This is a genomic window from Gemella sp. 27098_8_92 (assembly GCF_041433685.1).
GTDB lineage: Bacteria > Bacillota > Bacilli > Staphylococcales > Gemellaceae > Gemella.
On record NZ_JAPWBZ010000009.1, the window covers coordinates 1 to 17410 of the forward strand.

At 33.0% G+C, this 17410-nt stretch carries 14 protein-coding genes and 1 rRNA gene; 1 reads left to right on the plus strand and 14 read right to left on the minus strand.

What is annotated here, in order from left to right; translation table 11 throughout:
* The 10 genes from O3802_RS06700 to O3802_RS06745 all read right to left on the minus strand — a co-directional run.
* Window positions 1-176: ribosomal RNA gene (locus O3802_RS06700) — 16S ribosomal RNA — on the minus strand; the annotation flags it as partial.
* Window positions 177-683: 507 nt separating this feature from the next.
* Window positions 684-1505, minus strand: a complete 822-nt coding sequence (nadE, locus tag O3802_RS06705) for an ammonia-dependent NAD(+) synthetase (protein ID WP_371458839.1) — start codon at window positions 1503-1505, stop codon at window positions 684-686.
* 11 nt (window positions 1506-1516) lie between these two features.
* Window positions 1517-2959: a nicotinate phosphoribosyltransferase gene (locus O3802_RS06710; protein WP_371458840.1), complete on the minus strand. Its 1443-nt coding sequence runs from the start codon at window positions 2957-2959 to the stop codon at window positions 1517-1519.
* 176 nt (window positions 2960-3135) lie between these two features.
* Window positions 3136-3678, minus strand: a complete 543-nt coding sequence (locus O3802_RS06715) for an FtsB family cell division protein (RefSeq protein WP_371458841.1) — start codon at window positions 3676-3678, stop codon at window positions 3136-3138.
* 1 nt (window position 3679) lies between these two features.
* Window positions 3680-3940 carry an RNA-binding S4 domain-containing protein gene (locus O3802_RS06720; RefSeq protein ID WP_371458842.1) on the minus strand — a complete coding sequence of 87 codons (261 nt, stop codon included), beginning with the start codon at window positions 3938-3940 and terminating at the stop codon, window positions 3680-3682.
* Between the two features lie 140 nt (window positions 3941-4080).
* Complete coding sequence (locus O3802_RS06725) at window positions 4081-5310, minus strand: aminopeptidase (RefSeq protein ID WP_371458843.1); 1230 nt, start codon at window positions 5308-5310, stop codon at window positions 4081-4083.
* Window positions 5311-5447: 137 nt separating this feature from the next.
* Window positions 5448-7241, minus strand: a complete 1794-nt coding sequence (locus tag O3802_RS06730) for an aminopeptidase P family N-terminal domain-containing protein (RefSeq protein ID WP_371458844.1) — start codon at window positions 7239-7241, stop codon at window positions 5448-5450.
* A gap of 37 nt (window positions 7242-7278) precedes the next feature.
* The gene (pip, locus tag O3802_RS06735; RefSeq protein WP_371458845.1) at window positions 7279-8244 is read right to left on the minus strand and encodes a prolyl aminopeptidase; all 966 of its coding nucleotides are present in this window, start codon (window positions 8242-8244) and stop codon (window positions 7279-7281) included.
* Window positions 8245-8450: 206 nt separating this feature from the next.
* A complete protein-coding gene (gene pip, locus O3802_RS06740) occupies window positions 8451-9416 on the minus strand; it encodes a prolyl aminopeptidase (protein WP_371458846.1) in 966 nt (321 codons plus the stop codon).
* 257 nt (window positions 9417-9673) lie between these two features.
* Complete coding sequence (locus O3802_RS06745) at window positions 9674-11062, minus strand: peptide MFS transporter (RefSeq protein WP_371458847.1); 1389 nt, start codon at window positions 11060-11062, stop codon at window positions 9674-9676.
* Window positions 11063-11246: 184 nt separating this feature from the next.
* Here O3802_RS06745 and O3802_RS06750 point away from each other — a divergent pair, with 184 nt between their 5' ends.
* Window positions 11247-12326, plus strand: a complete 1080-nt coding sequence (locus O3802_RS06750) for a M24 family metallopeptidase (protein WP_371458848.1) — start codon at window positions 11247-11249, stop codon at window positions 12324-12326.
* 87 nt (window positions 12327-12413) lie between these two features.
* Here O3802_RS06750 and O3802_RS06755 read toward each other — a convergent pair whose 3' ends face one another.
* The 4 genes from O3802_RS06755 to O3802_RS06770 form a co-directional block, all read right to left on the minus strand.
* Window positions 12414-13343 carry an alpha/beta hydrolase gene (locus tag O3802_RS06755; protein WP_371458849.1) on the minus strand — a complete coding sequence of 310 codons (930 nt, stop codon included), beginning with the start codon at window positions 13341-13343 and terminating at the stop codon, window positions 12414-12416.
* A 171-nt stretch (window positions 13344-13514) separates the two neighbouring features.
* A complete protein-coding gene (locus O3802_RS06760; protein WP_371458850.1) occupies window positions 13515-14663 on the minus strand; it encodes a BaiN/RdsA family NAD(P)/FAD-dependent oxidoreductase in 1149 nt (382 codons plus the stop codon).
* A gap of 18 nt (window positions 14664-14681) precedes the next feature.
* Window positions 14682-14996, minus strand: a complete 315-nt coding sequence (locus O3802_RS06765) for an ArsR/SmtB family transcription factor (protein WP_004634100.1) — start codon at window positions 14994-14996, stop codon at window positions 14682-14684.
* 139 nt (window positions 14997-15135) lie between these two features.
* Window positions 15136-17157 carry a heavy metal translocating P-type ATPase gene (locus O3802_RS06770; protein WP_483299428.1) on the minus strand — a complete coding sequence of 674 codons (2022 nt, stop codon included), beginning with the start codon at window positions 17155-17157 and terminating at the stop codon, window positions 15136-15138.
* Window positions 17158-17410 lie beyond the last annotated feature (253 nt).

Here is a 17410-nt window from a genome sequence, read left to right on the forward strand (position 1 = left end):
GTATTAGCTATCGTTTCCAATAGTTGTCCCAGTCTATGAGGCAGGTTCTTTACGTGTTACTCACCCGTTCGCCGCTAAGTTTTTCTAGTGCAAGCACCAGAAAAACTTCGCTCGACTTGCATGTATTAGGCACGCCGCCAGCGTTCGTCCTGAGCCAGGATCAAACTCTCCAAATAATTTTGTTTAGCTTGATTAGCTCTTTAAAAAGTTTTATAGTTTCTTTTCAAAACTGTCCTTTTTGGAATTAACGTTGACTTAATTCGTTTAGTTTTCAATGTTCAAGTTTGTTGCGTTAACAACTTTTATATCTTATCATTTTTATTTTTATTTGTCAATAGTTTTTTTAAACTTTTTTATAACTTCTTTTAAAAGTGACTTTGTCTTTCTCAAGACGTTTTCTATTCTATCATCTACTTTTCCCTTTGTCAAGGTGGTTTTCAACCTTTAGAAATAATGTTATTAAAATAATTTTAATAACTCCATCGAAGTAGAAGACGTCTATTATTTTATCATCTCTTTTATTTTTTGTCAACAGTTTTTGTCATTTTATTAACATTCAGCTTTTTAATTTTTGTAATTGTTCGTCTTCTTTAAATCTTATTTAGACAGACTTGGTTTATTACAAAATAAAATCGCTGAATAAGTATCTTTTATCCAGCAATTTTATATTATTGTTTTATCTTCTATATATTGTAGAAATCAAATATCGTCACAGGCATATTTCGTTTATGTTCTGATTTTAGATAATAGCCTTCTATTATTTTCACTATTTCTTCAGGAACTTTTTTTCCTTCTAAATAATCATCTAAGCTATCATAACTTACCCCTAGAGCTATCTCGTCCTCTAAAGCCGGTCTTTCTTCTTCTAAATCTGCAGTTGGCTTTTTAAGATATAAATGTTCTGGGCATCCTAATTTTTTCAGCAATGCTTTTCCTTGACGCTTATTCAGTCTATACAACGGCATAATATCCGCTCCACCATCGCCATATTTAGTATAAAACCCAGTTATAGCCTCTGCTGCGTGATCCGTACCAACAACAATCCCGCTATTCATAGTTGCTATAGAATATTGAACTTTCATTCTTTCTCTAGCTTTCTCGTTCCCTTTGGCAAAGTCCGTTATTATCACACCTGCTTCTCTTAAAGATTCAACACTGGCATCTACAGCTTTTTTTATATTTACAGTATACACCTTATCAGGGCCAATAAATTTCAACGCATCATTACAGTCATCTTCATCAAATTGCGTTCCATAAGGCAAACGAACAGCTATGAACTTATAGTCTCCACCTGTTTCTTCCCTAAGCTCTGTCATCGCCATCTGACAAAGTTTTCCACACAATGTAGAATCTTGCCCACCAGAGATACCTAAGACTAAACTTTTTACAAAACTATTCTTTTTAATATAGTCTTTTAAAAAATTTATAGTTAAACGTATTTCTTCGTCTACATTTATTTCAGGTTTACATCGTAATCTAGCGATAATTTCCTGTTGCAAACTCATAATTCCACCTACTAATTTTGTTTTTTAGTTACTTTTCGTAAAATATTATTTCTATTTTTCCAACATTTTGTACTTAAATCCACAGGATAAAATTCCGGATTTAATAGTCTCAAATATTCATTCCATAATATTTTTTTGTTTTCTTTGAAGTATTGTGCACTTTCTTGAACACTTGGGATAGTGTAGACTTGTTGCCCGTCTTTGAAAACATCAACGTGCAAGTCTCTTGCTTCGAAATTCTCGACTTCTTTTTCCAAATATGTATGAGTAGGGTGGAACAGTTTTATACTTTTCTCCTTACTAACATCTTCTGCTTCTAATGCGATGTAATCCCCTGCCGCCATACCATTTTCTTTATTTATTATCCTATATACTCGTTTAATGCCAGGGATAGTCAACTTACCAGGATTTTCTGATACTTTCAGTCTATCTACCATATTACCATTCTCATCTTCTAAACAAGATAATTTATAAACCGCACCTAGTGCAGGGTTATCATAAGCTGTAATCAGTTTAGTCCCAATTCCCCAAGCATCTATTTTGGCACCTTCTTGTTTTAAGTGGGTAATTGTGGCTTCATCTAAATCATTAGATGCTACAATTTTAGCGTCAGGATAACCTGCTGCATCAAGCATCTTTCTTGCTTCTTTTGACAAATAAGCTATATCCCCCGAATCCAAACGAATTCCCAGGAAATTAATTTTGTCTTTCAATTCATCAGCCACTTCTATCGCTGTTGGTATCCCAGAACGTAAAGTATCATAAGTATCAACTAAGAAATAGCAATCTTTATGTGCTGCTGCATATTTCTTAAAGGCTACTTTTTCATCTTCATATGCTTGAACAAAAGAATGGGCATGAGTTCCACTACATGGGATTCCAAATAATTTCGCAGCTTTTACGTTACTTGTTGAATCAAATCCACCTATAATAGATGCACGAGCTCCCCATACCGCAGCATCAAACTCATGAGCACGACGTGTTCCAAACTCCATACAAGGCTCATTAGGACATAAGTGTTTTATTCTTGCAGCTTTAGTCGCAATAAGTATTTGATAATTAACAATATTTAAAATTGCCGTTTCTATTATTTGGGCTTGAATTAATGGCGCTTCTACACGAATCAATGGTTCATTACCAAAAACAATCTCTCCTTCACGAACCGAACGAATACTACCAGTGAATTTCATTTGTTTTAAATATTGTAAGTAAGAGTCTTCATAGCCTAATCCTGCTAAATATTCAATATCACTATCAGTAAATTCAAATGAATTTAAATATTCAATTACCTTTTCAAGTCCAGCAAAAACTGCATACCCTCCTCCAAAAGGTATTTTTCTAAAATAAACATCAAAATATGACTTTCTTTCGTGTATTCCATCTTTAAAGTAAGCATACCCCATATTAATTTGGTATAAGTCAGTATGCAAAGCATCCCCTATATATTTATTCATAATTCCCTCCGAATTTTATTTTGTTAACTATATTTTAACACTTTAATACCCTTTTCACAAATATTTATTTTTATTGTGTAATCTTATTCTTGCGGGTTACTCATTACACTAACAAAAAAGAGAATAGAAGTTTAACCTCTATTCCCTCCTCGACTATTTGTGTTTGGATTTGTTGTTTATCTATCTGTATTTTTCTCAGAAGAATTCTTTTCATCTTCGTCTTTATTATCATTATTTTTATCCTTATCGTCTTTTTCAGAAGTAGTTTTCTTTTTTGTATCTTTCTTTGTTAACTCAGAAATCTTACTATCGTCTATTCTTCCATGGTTATCCTCCACTTTTTGAAGATCTCCATCCATAATAGATTTTATAGTTGCTTGTAAAAAACTCTCCTGCAAAGGCAAGTTAAAAATTATTTCTCCTTGGTAGCTAAGCCCGTACTCTTGTCTAACTAAATCAGTAATAAAATAGGGGTCTTTCAGTTTATCTATTACTAATTCATTAACTTTATTTTCTTTATCCAGCTTCGTTATAGTATTATTTTGTTCTGTTAGTTGGCTACTTATTTGTTTCTTTTCACGAATATACATATATGTTTGAATCAAAGTAACTACCAACACCATACTCATAACTGATAAAATAAGAAGTTTGCGACGTTTTCTATACTTAGCCTTAGCTTTTAAAACATCTTTTCGAAATTGATTATTTTGCGCTGCCATATTACTCTACTCTCATCTTTTCTGATAACACTTTAAACATTTTAGTTGCATCTTCTTTTTTCGTACTATCTTTCAATTCTAACACTTCATAGACAACTTCTTTTTTTGCGAAATAAATAGTAATCTGATCGCCTACCTTCAATACACTAGATGGCTTAGCCTTTTTCCCATTAATAGCTATATGCCCCTCTGAAGAAATCTCATTGGCAATCGTCCTTCTTTTTATTATTCTCGATACTTTTAAAAATTTATCCAAACGCATTTCATCACCCCTATATATTAGTATTACCTATTATCACATATTTATTTATTTTTCGCAAATATTTATAATCTACTCCAATATTACAGTCAAAACAAAAAAAATAAAAGGTAAGAGCATATTGCTCCTACCTTTATTTTTACTTATGCCCAGTTACCATCTTTAAAGATAGCAACTTCTTTTCCATCAGCAGTGATTCCTACAATATTTGTTGTAGCTTCTCCAATCATAAAGTCAACATGAATCAAGCTATCATTCGCACCAACTTCAGCGAGTTCTTCATCACTCATTTCCGAACCACCTTTTACACAAGTAGGGTAAGCTTTCCCTAAAGCAATATGGCACGCTGCATTTTCATCAAATAGAGTTTCTAAGAATAAAATCCCTGTATTTGAAATCGGCGAATCAAATGGAACTAATGCCATTTCTCCAATTTTTCTTGAACCTTCATCTGTATCCAATAAATTTTTAAGAACATCATATCCACGCTCAGCTCCGAAGTCTACTACTTTCCCTTCTTCAAATTTCAACCAGAAGTTATCAATTAAAACACCACTGTAATTTAAAGGTTTAGCATTATAAACAATACCGCTAGTTTGTTCTTTATGAGGCATTGTAAATACTTCTTCTGTAGGAATATTGGCTACAAAACGACTAGCTTTTTTAGCATAACTTCCTGCACTTTGCCAAATATGACCTTTAGGAAGCCCTACGTAAAGATCAGTTCCTAGTTTATTTGTAATATGCAGTTTTACAAGTTCATTTTCATGTAAAAATTTAGCTTTTTCATCCAATATACTAATATGTTCTTCCCAATCAGCTACTGGATTATCTCCTTTCGCGCGGCAAGCACTTAAGATTTGGTCCCAAAGTTTTAAATACGCTTCTTCATCAGTAAGTTCTGGGAATAAACGTTTCGCCCATCCAACAGTAGATGCACTAACAACACACCACGGGCACTCGTCACTCATTATTGCTTTCATATAATTACGAAGTGCTTTAGAGCGTCCCATCATCGATGCTTTTAGTTTCGAACTATCAGCTCCCGCTAAACCATCTGGATCATCTCCGATAATTGAAAGATATGCCGTTCCTTCTTCTAACGTTTCTTGATATCTATCGATATACCATTGTCCTACACTACTTAAAGTTTCTTCTGTTTGATATTTAAGATGTAATTTAGTAAGTTCTTGATCACGCCATTCTATCTCTACCTTTTTTGCTCCAAGGTCGTAACAAGCTTCTACTATTTTTGCAACAAAATCACGCGTTTCTGTACTAGCCCTTACTAAAACCGGTTGACCTTCTTGAATATTAAGACCAACTTTAGCTATTAATTTAGCGTAATTTTTCAACTGTGTATTTAAATCCATAGATAATCTCCTTTGTTTATAACTTTCATTAATCTCTAAAGCATATTTTATAAAATTATATAAACTATATTTATTACTTTTAATATATTAGTAGGAGGCTCCAAGAAAACTCAAAACCTCCTACATAATTTACTTAACTATACTTCACGAGTAGCTTCTTTTAGCCATTCTAGTTCTTCACCTTTAAAGTAAGGAGAAAGAACTTCAAATACTTTTTTATGGTATTTGTTTAATTCGTATTTATCTTCACTTGTTAACATTTCTACTTTTACAGCCTCTAAATCCCATGGTACAAATGTCATAACTTCAAATTCCATAAATTGACCATATTCATTTTTCACGGTGTTACGAATAATAAGTTCGTTTTCCAGACGGATACCGTGAGATCCTGAAATATACAATCCTGGTTCGTTAGTCATAGTCATACCATGTTTAAACGGTTCTGCAGAACGGTAAATTCCCCAGTGAATCCCTTGTGGTCCTTCATGTATATTTCCTAAATATCCAACACCATGACCTGTTCCATGGTTAAAGTTTTCATATCCATACCATAATGGCGCACGTGCGAACAAGTCTACGTTTGCACCACAAACACCTTCCATGAATTTAAGTCTTGATAGACGTAAGTGACATTGTAATACTTTTGTATAATCTTCTTTTAGACGGTCGCTAATTTCTCCCATAGCTGTAGTACGCGTAATATCAATTGATCCTTCTTCGTAGTGGGCTCCTGTATCAGTCAAGAAGAATGTTCCAGTACGCAACGGAATAGAAGTTTCTTTAGAAGAAGAATAATGGACAATAGCCCCATTTTCTGCATGTCCGCAAATTGGCGCAAAGCTTGGACAAATATATCCTCCTTGCTCTTCTCTAAATTCTACAAGTTTATCAGATGCTGACAACTCGTCTTCCTGCTCACTAATACCTTGTTTTACTAATTGTTTCAACCAGTAAATAAATCTAGTATGTGCAACACCATCTTTAACATGCGCCTTAATTGTGTGTTGTAATTCTACTTCATTTTTGATAGCTTTCATTAAAATCGTAGGATTACGTTTTTCAACTAATGTTACCTCTTTAGGAATATTATTGAATGCAGCATAGTTTAAGCGGGCTGGGTCAACTAGAACCACATCTTTTTCTGTAAATTTCTTAACATCTGCATATACATCATTATAAGGTTTAATTACCACGTTATCTTCTTTCAAGTGTCCTTTAATTTCGTCAGATAATTTTCTTTCATCTACATATAAATCTACCCTATCTTCGTATACTATTGCATAACTTAATAATAGCGGGAAGAAGTCCACATCCATACCGCGGATATTTAATAACCAACCTATATCATCTAAAGTTGTAATTACATGAACGTTAGCTCCTGCTTCTTTCATTTCTTTACGAACTCGTTCTAATTTACTAGCAACAGTTTCTCCAGCACGTTCTAAGTTTAAGTAGAATGCTGGTGCTTCTGACAATGGTGGTCTATCTTTCCAAATTTCATCTACTAAGTCAACTTCATATTTTACAGTTGCATTTTTGTGTTTTAATTTTGTCGTGATTTCTTTACCTTCTCCGAACATAACAACACGTCCATCAAAACCTACAACACCATTTTCAGGTGTATTATCTACAACAAAATCTACAATTTTAGGAACACCTGGTTCTCCCATTTTTTGAAGTTCAACTACAGTCCCTGCTAATTGTTTTTCACCTTGTAAGAAGTAACGACCATCAGTCCATAATCCTGCAAAGTCTTTTGTTACAATAAGTGTACCTGCTGAACCTGTAAACCCACTCATAAATGCACGTGCCTTAAAGTGTTCACCTACATACTCACTATTGTGGAAATCGGCTGTCGGCACCATATAAACATCTATACCGTTTTTGTCCATCAATGCTCTTAATTGAGCTATTCTTTCGTTTACTACCATCTTTATTACCCCTTTTAATTTATTTTTTATTTTATTTTTATTTTAAAATCTCTTTAAATCTATCTGTAGCACGAACCAAAGCATCTACGATAGCTGGTTCCGCTGATGAATGTCCAGATATAACAAAATCTAAATCACAATTATTTAACTTTTTACTTAATTCATAAGCGTTGATCGGTCTACAATCAACATCATATCTACCATGAACTATATAGGTAGGAATATCTTTTATAGTACTAACATTATTCAACAACCAATTATCATCTCCACCCCAGAACATATCATTCATCCAAAAGTGGCACTCGATAGTCGCTACTGATAGAGCAAAGTTAATTTCTCCCGCACTTTCTTCTACATTAGGAACTGGGTATAACGTCATTACACTTCCTTCCCAAATACTCCATTCTCGCGCTGCTTCTTCTCGAATCTTTCTGTCTTCACTAGTTAATCTCTTATAGTAAGAGCCTATAATGTCATGTCTTTCTTCCTCAGGAATAATAGATACATATCTATCAAATGCTTCAGGGAAAAATTCACTAACTCCACCTTTTTCATATAACCATGTTATATCTTCACGACGCCCTAGGAATATTCCTCGTAACACCAACCCTAAAACACGTTCAGGATGTTTTATCGCATAACATAGAGCTAATGTTGTACCCCAACTCCCTCCAAAAACAAGCCATTTTTCAATCGATAGCTCTTCTCGGATTTTTTCTATATCCTCTATGATATGCCAAGTATCATTATTTTCCAGACAAGCACGCGGAGTTGATTTACCACTTCCTCTTTGATCTAATTGAATAATTCTATACGCCTTAGGATCAAAGTAGCGTCTACCTGTTGGAGTAGTTCCTCCTCCAGGTCCACCATGTAAGAATACTACAGGAATCCCCTGCGGATTCCCACTTTCTTCATAGTATATGGTATGAACATCATCTACCTTTAGCATTCTTGAGAAATTTTCATTTATTTCCGGGTATAACGTCCGTAACTCTCCCATATTAGAACCTCCTACCTTTTATTATGTTTACACTTACTATTTTAACACAAAATAAAGCGTTTTTCATTATTAAAATAATGTTATTTTCTGTAAAATTATATTTTTATGAAATATATTTGTTTTTTACATAATTATAGACTATAGTAATTTTCTTACTATAGTCTAGGTTCTAATATTTTATATATTTTTATAAATAAATTATTTTATTATTTTTTTAAAATACCTTTGAATTTGTCTGTTGCACGTACTAGGGCATCAATAATTTCAGGTTCTCCTGAAGAATGCCCACATACTAAGTACTCAAGTTCACAGTTATTTAACTTTTTACTAAGTTCCCATGCTCCAATAGCACGACAATCAACATCAAAACGGCCATGAGCTATAAATGTTGGAATATCTTTTATAGGATCAATGTTATTTAAAATCCAGTTGTCATCATTCCAGAACATATTATTCATCCAAAAATGGCACTCAATAGTAGCCATAGAGATAGCATAATTTATTTCTCCGAAGCTTTGCTCTAGATTTGGATCTGGATGAAGTGTCACTAGAGAACCTTCCCACATACTCCATTCTTTTGCTGCTTGTTCACGTTCTTCTTTGTTCTCACTTGTTAGACGTTTGTAATATGCTTCGATAAGGTTACCACGTTCTGCTTCTGGGATTATACTCTCATATCTTTCAAAAGCTTCCGGATGGATATTACTTGCTCCCCCTTCTTCATAAATCCACAGTATATCTTCACGACGTCCTAAGAAAATCCCACGTAAAACGAGTCCTAAAACACGTTCAGGATGTTTTATCGCATAGCATAATGATAATGTAGATCCCCAGCTTCCTCCAAATACTAACCACTTGTCAATATTTAGTTCTGTACGAATTTTTTCGATATCTTCTATTATGTGCCATGTATCATTATTTTCTAAACAGGCATGTGGTGTTGATTTCCCACTTCCACGTTGATCAAATAAAATGATTCTATATGCTTCTGGGTCAAAATAACGTCTACATGATGGAGCTGTTCCACATCCTGGTCCACCATGTAAAAAAATTACAGGTATTCCATCTGGATTTCCACTTTCTTCATAATAAATTGTATGTGTATCATCAACTTTCATCATTCCAGTAAAGTTAGCTGAAAGTTCAGGATACAGTGTTCTTAATTCTGCCATAGTCTATTCTCCTCATTTTTATTTTATTCTTACATTATTATTTTACCATAAAAAATAATTTTTTTCATCAATAAATACTAAAAAAATAATCAATACTATAACAGAATAAACAAATATAATAAAGAAATTAAAATAAAAATAAAAAGTATATAAGCTCCTTAACTAATACAGAAGAGTATTATAAAATGAAAATACATTTCTTATATAAAAAATAAAAAAAGAAGAAAGAGCTAACTCTCTCTTCTTTTTATATAATTTTACTCTTCTACTAAAGTTTCACCTTCACGTAGTTCTACTAAATTAGCTAGTTTTTTCTCAAAAATGAATACTAATAAAGCTACCACTACGCAGACACCACCAATACCCAAAGCTACGTTTACTATTGGAAGCTCAGCTACTAATTTATACAAGTAGCTATATCCTTTAGCAGCACCGAATGTTGCTACAATCCAAACTGCCATCATTATAGATAGAATTTGTCTTGGTGCATATTTAGAAACGAATGATGCTCCTAATGGAGAGAAGAACATTTCAGAAATACTTAGTACTACAAAGAATAGAATTACCCAAAGAATACTAGCTTTTTGGCTTTCAGGCGCCCCTACTCCACGAGTAAATTCTGTTAATGCTAAAATACCAAAAGTTACACCTAGTAAGAATAAAGCGATTGAAGCTTTTTTGTATAAACTCCAGTCTCCTTGTGGACGTCTAGCAAGTTTGTACCATAAAGCACCTAAAATCGGTCCTAAAACTATACACGTTAAAGCATTAAGTGAGTCTAACCATGAAGTTGGCACTGTAAATGTACCAATTTTATCATCGATAAATTTAGGCATATAATCGTATAAAATTACATATGTTAAATACCAGAAAATCCAGAAGATAACTGATAATAATGAAATAATTACGATTGAGTACACACGACGAATTTCATATTTTTCTAATGGACGATTTACTTTTACTTTTTCTTCATGGTGTTCTTCACCTTTAGCGAATGGGTGTTTACCAACATCTCCTAAAGATTTATAACCTAAAACGAACCAGATTGCACCGATGATACAAAGTAACCCAGCAATTTTGAAGCATTGTAGGTATCCGTTAGCACTTGATGTTGCAAGTTTAACATATAAAAGCCCTACTGCAGTAGTTCCAACGAATGAACCTATATTAATGAATGAATACATAGTTGAGAACGCATCGTCTTTACGTTTTTCATCACCTTTAAAAATCTCTCCAACTACTGCTTGAATATTACCTTTGAAAAACCCTGTTCCGATAGAAACTAAGATAATCATTATCCATAAAGAAGAATAAGTACCAACATAACCTGCGTACCCATATCCTAATCCCATTAAAAGTAACCCTACAGGAATAAGATATCTAGCACCTATCAACTTATCCGCAATAAACCCTAATAATACAGGGGCAAGATAAGTAAAGGCTACTAAGTTAGATTGCATTGCTGCACCTTCTACTTTACCTAGTCCAAGACCACTTTCTCCTAGACCACCACTAATTACAGCAGCTGTAACATAGATAATGATAAGCCATTTAGAAGAATAGTACGCCGCTCTCTCGAATGAGAAAGTGATAGAACTCATATAAAAACTCCACGGTTTAGATTTTTTAACCGCTACTTCTGACATAATAAATCCCTTCTTTCTTTGTGAGTGTATCACATTTTTTTCTATATTATATCATAATGTATTTTATCATACAACTATTTTTCAACAAAATACTAAAAATATTTCAATATCAGTATTGTATTTGCTTTCATTGAGTGCTATAATTAAATTAAAGTTCAGAATATTTTAAAGGAGTTGTATAAATATGAAACTTTCAAGAACTAATAAAATTTTATCTAAAATGAAAGAACAAGGTATCAATCAAGCTATTATTAGTGATCCTTATTCAATCTTTTACTTAACTGGTCACTTGGAACATCCAGGTGAAAGATTTTATGCTGTATTACTTGACGAAAATGGTAACCACAAACTTTTCGTTAATGCTCTGTTCCCTATCGAAAATGATTTAGGTTTAGAAAAAGTAGTGTACTCTGATACTGATAATCCAATCGAGACATTATCTAAAGTTATTTCTGATGGAGCTACTGTAGGTATTGATAAAATTCTTCCAGCTAGATTTTTATTACCACTTATGCAATACTTACCAAATAGCAAATTCGTTGATGTATCTCTAATCGTTGACCGTGTTCGTATGATTAAAGATGAAGAAGAAAAAGAACTTATGCGTCGTGCTTCTCTTCTAAACGACGAAGCTTGTCAAAGAGTTATCAACAGCATCACAGCTGAAAAATCTGAAAAAGATATAGTTAAGGACTTACTTGCTATTCATGAAGAACTTGGAGTTGAAGGATTATCATTCGACCCAATTATTGGATATGGAGCAAACGGAGCTAACCCACACGGTACAGTTGGTGATAGATACCTAAAACCTGGAGACTCTATTATCGTTGATATGGGTGGAATCAAAGATAATTACTGCTCTGATATGACTCGTACAGTATTCTGGAAACAACCAAGCGAAAAAGCACGCGAAGTATTCGAAACTGTTTTAGAAGCACAAAAACGCGCTTGCGCATTAGTTAAACCTGGAGTTAGATTCTGTGATATAGATGCAGCTTGCCGCGATTATATTACAGAAAAAGGATACGGAGAATTCTTCACACACCGTACAGGACACCACATCGGGCTTGAATGTCACGAATACGGAGATATTTCTAGTATCAACGAAACTAAATGTGAACCAGGTATGATTTTCTCTATCGAACCAGGTATCTACCTTCCTGGAGAGCTTGGAGTTCGTATTGAAGACCTAGTTCTTGTAACTGAAGATGGTTGCGAAGTATTAAACAAACTTAACAAAGAATTAGTAGTTATCGGAGAATAATTACTTAAGAAAAAAGATTATCTTGCGGTACTCTTTTTCATTTAATCAAGAAGCGATACTAACATCGCTTCTTATTTTTTTTATAATTTAATTATTAAAATTTTTGTTTAAAAACTCTCCAACAATACTCCAATATTGCTCTCTAAATTTACGTTCTGCTTGAACGTGTTTCATACCAGGGAAACTATGGAATTCTTTTTTAGAGTTTATTAATTCATAGGCTGCTTTCCCATGTTCAATAGGTACGAAACCATCCTCTTCTCCATGCAATACTAAAGCTGGAAGTTTAGTATTTTTTAACGCCTCTGTTGCATCAACATCTCCGAAGAAATAACCTGCACGCAGTTTAGTCATTGTATTTGCTGCTGGAATAACAGGGAAGCTTGGTAAATTAAATAATTTTTTCAGTTGATATGTAAATTCTGTTTTTAAATTAACATAACCACTATCTTCTATAAATACTTTTACATTACTTGGTAGATTTTTTCCTAACGAGTTCATAACAGTAGCTGCACCCATACTTATACCAAATAATGCTATATCAGCATTACCACTATCTTCCGAAATTTTCTTAACCCAACCAACTAAATCAGTTGAATCATACCCTCCCATAGAAATAGACTTACCTTCGCTTTTACCATGAGCGATTAAATCAGGAGCAAAAACATTATACCCCATATCATAAAACTTTTTGATATAGTTAGCCATTTTAAATGCGCTACTAGTATACCCATGCACCACTATAACCCATTTTTTAGCCCCTGGATTTTCAAATTTATATCCTACCAGTTTATTTTTAGTTACAGAATCCATTGTTAATTCTTTTTTAGTAGTCTCAAACCAATTTTCTACAGCCTTCTTATCTTCTTTGTTCCCATCGCTATCTTGGTTTACTATTGCACTTTTATCCACTTTTGGATTCAAAGCAAAGTTATAAAAATAATTCCCTGTAAAACCAAAGGCAACCACTAAAATCACAAGAATACTTAATAATATTTTTTTAAAATGTTTTTTCACTGTTCTATATCCTTTCTTTCATTAAAGCATACCCCCTATTATACTACCTCAATTAAGAAAAGTAAATAAAAAATAACACTAATAGAGACCCGTAATATCCCTATTAGCATTATCCTTATTTTGTTATTACTTTAATATCTTATTTATATAATTACAAGTTGAAAAATTTATTTAAACTTCCAAACCAAATTTTTCTTTAATAGCATCTGCAACTATCATACCTGTAAACCATGCAATCATCAGATTATATCCCCCGATTTCTCCGTGTAAATCTAGAATTTCTCCAGCAAAATATAAATTATCTATTTTTTTATGAGAACATGTTTTTGGACTAACCCCTTTTAAGTCAACCCCACCAGCTGTTGTAAAAGCATATTCCAACGGCATTGTCTTAATATTTACAAGCTCATAACGTTTAATCTTCGAAACAAATTTTCTAAGTCCTTTTTTACTAACATTTTCCGGGAAATACTTATCAATCATGAAATTATAAAAACTTTTCGGCAACTTACCACTTAAAAATTTATTATCTTGCCAAAGTTTCTCAAACAGCGCTTCTTCATTTAATTCTGGATAAAAATCTAAGTAAAATTTATCTTCTGGAAATCTAGCTACAAATTCACCCATCGCAATAGATAATGGCCCACTTAGACCTTTATGTGTGAAAAGCAAATCTCCTACACGTTCATTCTTTTTATGAAACATTCTTATGTTTTGAAGCGCAACTCCTGACAATTCTTTAAAATCATCAAAGACTAACGCTACTTCACTCGGATATATTTTTGTGATTTTTACACCATGTTTTTTTAATATCTTATGAAGAGAACCATCACTACCACTCTGCGGATAAGTTTTGCCTCCTGCACATATAACTACATTTTTACCATAGTACGAATCTACATTAGTACGAACTCCTACTAGTTTTTCATCTTTAAAGATCAAATCTTCTACTTTTTCGTTATAGTTTATTTTAGCATAATCTTTTTTAAAAGTATTTACTACATCGCGTGCTTTTTCACTAGCTGGATATAATCTTCTATTTTCTTGTTTTAGTTTTAAATTATGTTTATCAAAAAATTTCTTCACATTATATTTATGATATGCGCTACGTAAAAATCGACCATTATGAACAGCCGCGACGAAATCTTCAGCATTATCACTACTCATAACATTGCAACGACCATTCCCTGTTAAAAGTAGTTTTACCCCTGCACGTTTATTTTGCTCCAAGACTAAAACGCGCAAGCCACTATCATTTAACCTATCAGCAACCATAAGTCCTGCACTTCCAAGACCTATTATAATAACATCATACTTCATTTAGATACTTCCTTTCTTCTAACAATCCTCATTTATATGACTTACCGCTGCTTCTATTATCGATGTTACATGACTATCATATATGCTATAGTATCTCATTCTTTTTTCTTGGCGATCTTTTACCAACTTCATATTTCTAAGCTCTGCTAATTGGTGAGATATTGCCGACTGCGTACCTCCAATAATCTCCTCAAGCTCACTAACATTTCTTTCTTTTTCCATTAATAATAACAAAATCTTAAATCTTGTTTTATTACGCAATAAATGAAACAATGCTAAAACTTTATCTAATTTTTCTTCCGGTATATTTTCTACTCTCTTTAAAGTATTCATCTAATCCCTCCATCTTAACATACTTTATTATAACCATATTCACTATTTAAAGCAAGATTATTAAAACAAAAGATAGGCTTGGGATTAACAACTATGATTTTAAAAATCAACTCTGTAAATCCGTGCCTATCCTCTACTCTTACTCTTTTATTTCTTTTAGCATTCTAAGTGAGTTTAATATTACTGCTAGTGTACTTCCTTCATGGAGAATAACCCCGAAGGTAATATCCATTTTCCCTAAAAAGTTCAAAATAACTAATGCAACTACGACAAACATTGCAAAGATAATATTTTGATAAGTTATACTAAGCATTTTTTTGCTTAATTTATGTGCATAACTAAGTTTTGATAAATCATTTTTTATCAAAATTAAATCCGCAACATCCATCGCAACGTCAGTACCATTACCCATAGCTACACCTACATCAGCAAGGGCAAGTGCTGGTGCATCATTAACTCCGTCTCCTAACATAGCTACACTGCCGTATTTTTCCTTTTGATTTTTTATAATCTGCGCTTTATCCTCTGGCATAACATTTGCCCTTACCTCGTCTACTCCCACGGTCTTACCTGCAGCCTCTCCCGTCAAATATGAGTCACCTGTAATCATCATTGTATATATACCTTGCTTTTTAAAATACTCTACAACCGGCTTAGCATTAGAATTTGGAATATCCATAAACGCCAACAAGCCAACTACGTTATAATTTTTTGCTACAAAAACAATGGTCTTTCCTTCTTTAGCTAATGATTCTACTTGTTTAGTTAAGGCGTCGCTTGCGCTAGAAAATGCCGTTACTTTCGCTATACGGTACTCTGTCCCTAAATATGTCGTTACTAATCCAATACCTATTTTATTCTCAACTTCTAATTCTATAGGTTCAACATTAGGAAACTTATTTACGATAGCTCGTGCTAATGGATGATTAGATTGCTTCTCCATTGAAACAACTACTTTTAACAATTCTTCCTCATCTTCTTCAAAAATATAATCTGTAACAACTGGTTCTCCGTTAGTTAATGTCCCCGTTTTATCAAAAGCAATTGCCTTAATATTACTCAAATGCGATAAATATGCTCCCCCTTTAACAAGAACACCACGTTTTGATAGATTAGAGATAGTCGCTAGTGTCGCTGGAATAGCACTCGCGGCTAAGGCACACGGAGATACCGCAATTAAGTAAACCATACTGCGATATAAGCTAATCTCCCAACTCCACCCGAAAATAAATCTACTCGCAAGAAGTACTACTGGAAATAGAACTAAAACAAGAGTTACATATTTAGGTTCCAATCGTTGTAGCAATGTTGCAGTTTTTGTCAAACTATTTTGCGAAGCATTGACTAAACCTAATATCTTCGCAAAAACCGTATCTCCCGGTTCTTTAGTGACTTGCATAACAAAAGTTCCCTCTCCATTAAGAGTACTCCCAAAAACTTCATCTCCTATTGTTTTTTCTTTAGGAACACTCTCACCAGTAATAGTACTTTCATTAATGAACGTTGTACCACTTAAAATAATTCCATCTGTTGGTACCTGGTCTCCATTCAAAACTTGTAGTTTATCCCCTATTGCAACTTTATCTATCGGAACTATCTTTGTATTATTATCTTCTAAAACTAACCTCGCTTGTGTCGGATTTAAACTCAATAGATTTGTAATTTCTTTTCTACTTTTTTCATCAACATATTCTTCTAAAAAATGAGCCCCCAAAAAAATAACTATAAGCATAGCTGCTTCTTCATAATTACTGATAAAAATAGCTCCTACGGCTGCTAGGGTCATCAACAGATGAACATTAGGAGAAAATCTTTTTTCTTTTTTTGAATCTCGAATCGTATTTCCTAATCCTTCAAAAATGACATGATATCCCGCTACCCCAACTGTTCCAATAAACAAAATATTTGAATATAAGGAATAACTATTTTCTATTAGATATCCAACAATAAAAGCCGCTAATCCAACAAAATACATTATTACTGGAAACTTTCCACCATGACTATGCATATGACAGTGATTATGATTATGTTCGTGACAATGACCATGTTCATGATTATGAACATTAATATTATTTTTACATTTATCTTTATATCCACATTTTCCCCCATGATTATGGTAATCTTTATGACAGTTTTCGGCACTCTTTATATTATTACACATACTATATCCCCTCTTTCCTCTTGAAAATATTAATATATGATTGTTTATTCATATATATTATATATGAATAAACAATCATATGTCAAATATATTTAGTTTTTTCTTCTAAAATTTTTTCCAACCTACGTTTTTTATTAAAAACTATTATTTAAAAATTATTTTAATTTTATATTTCTTCTTATTGGAATTTTTTATTATTTTGTACTATACTAAAGGGTATATATTTAGAAGAACTATTGAACTTTTTTCAAAA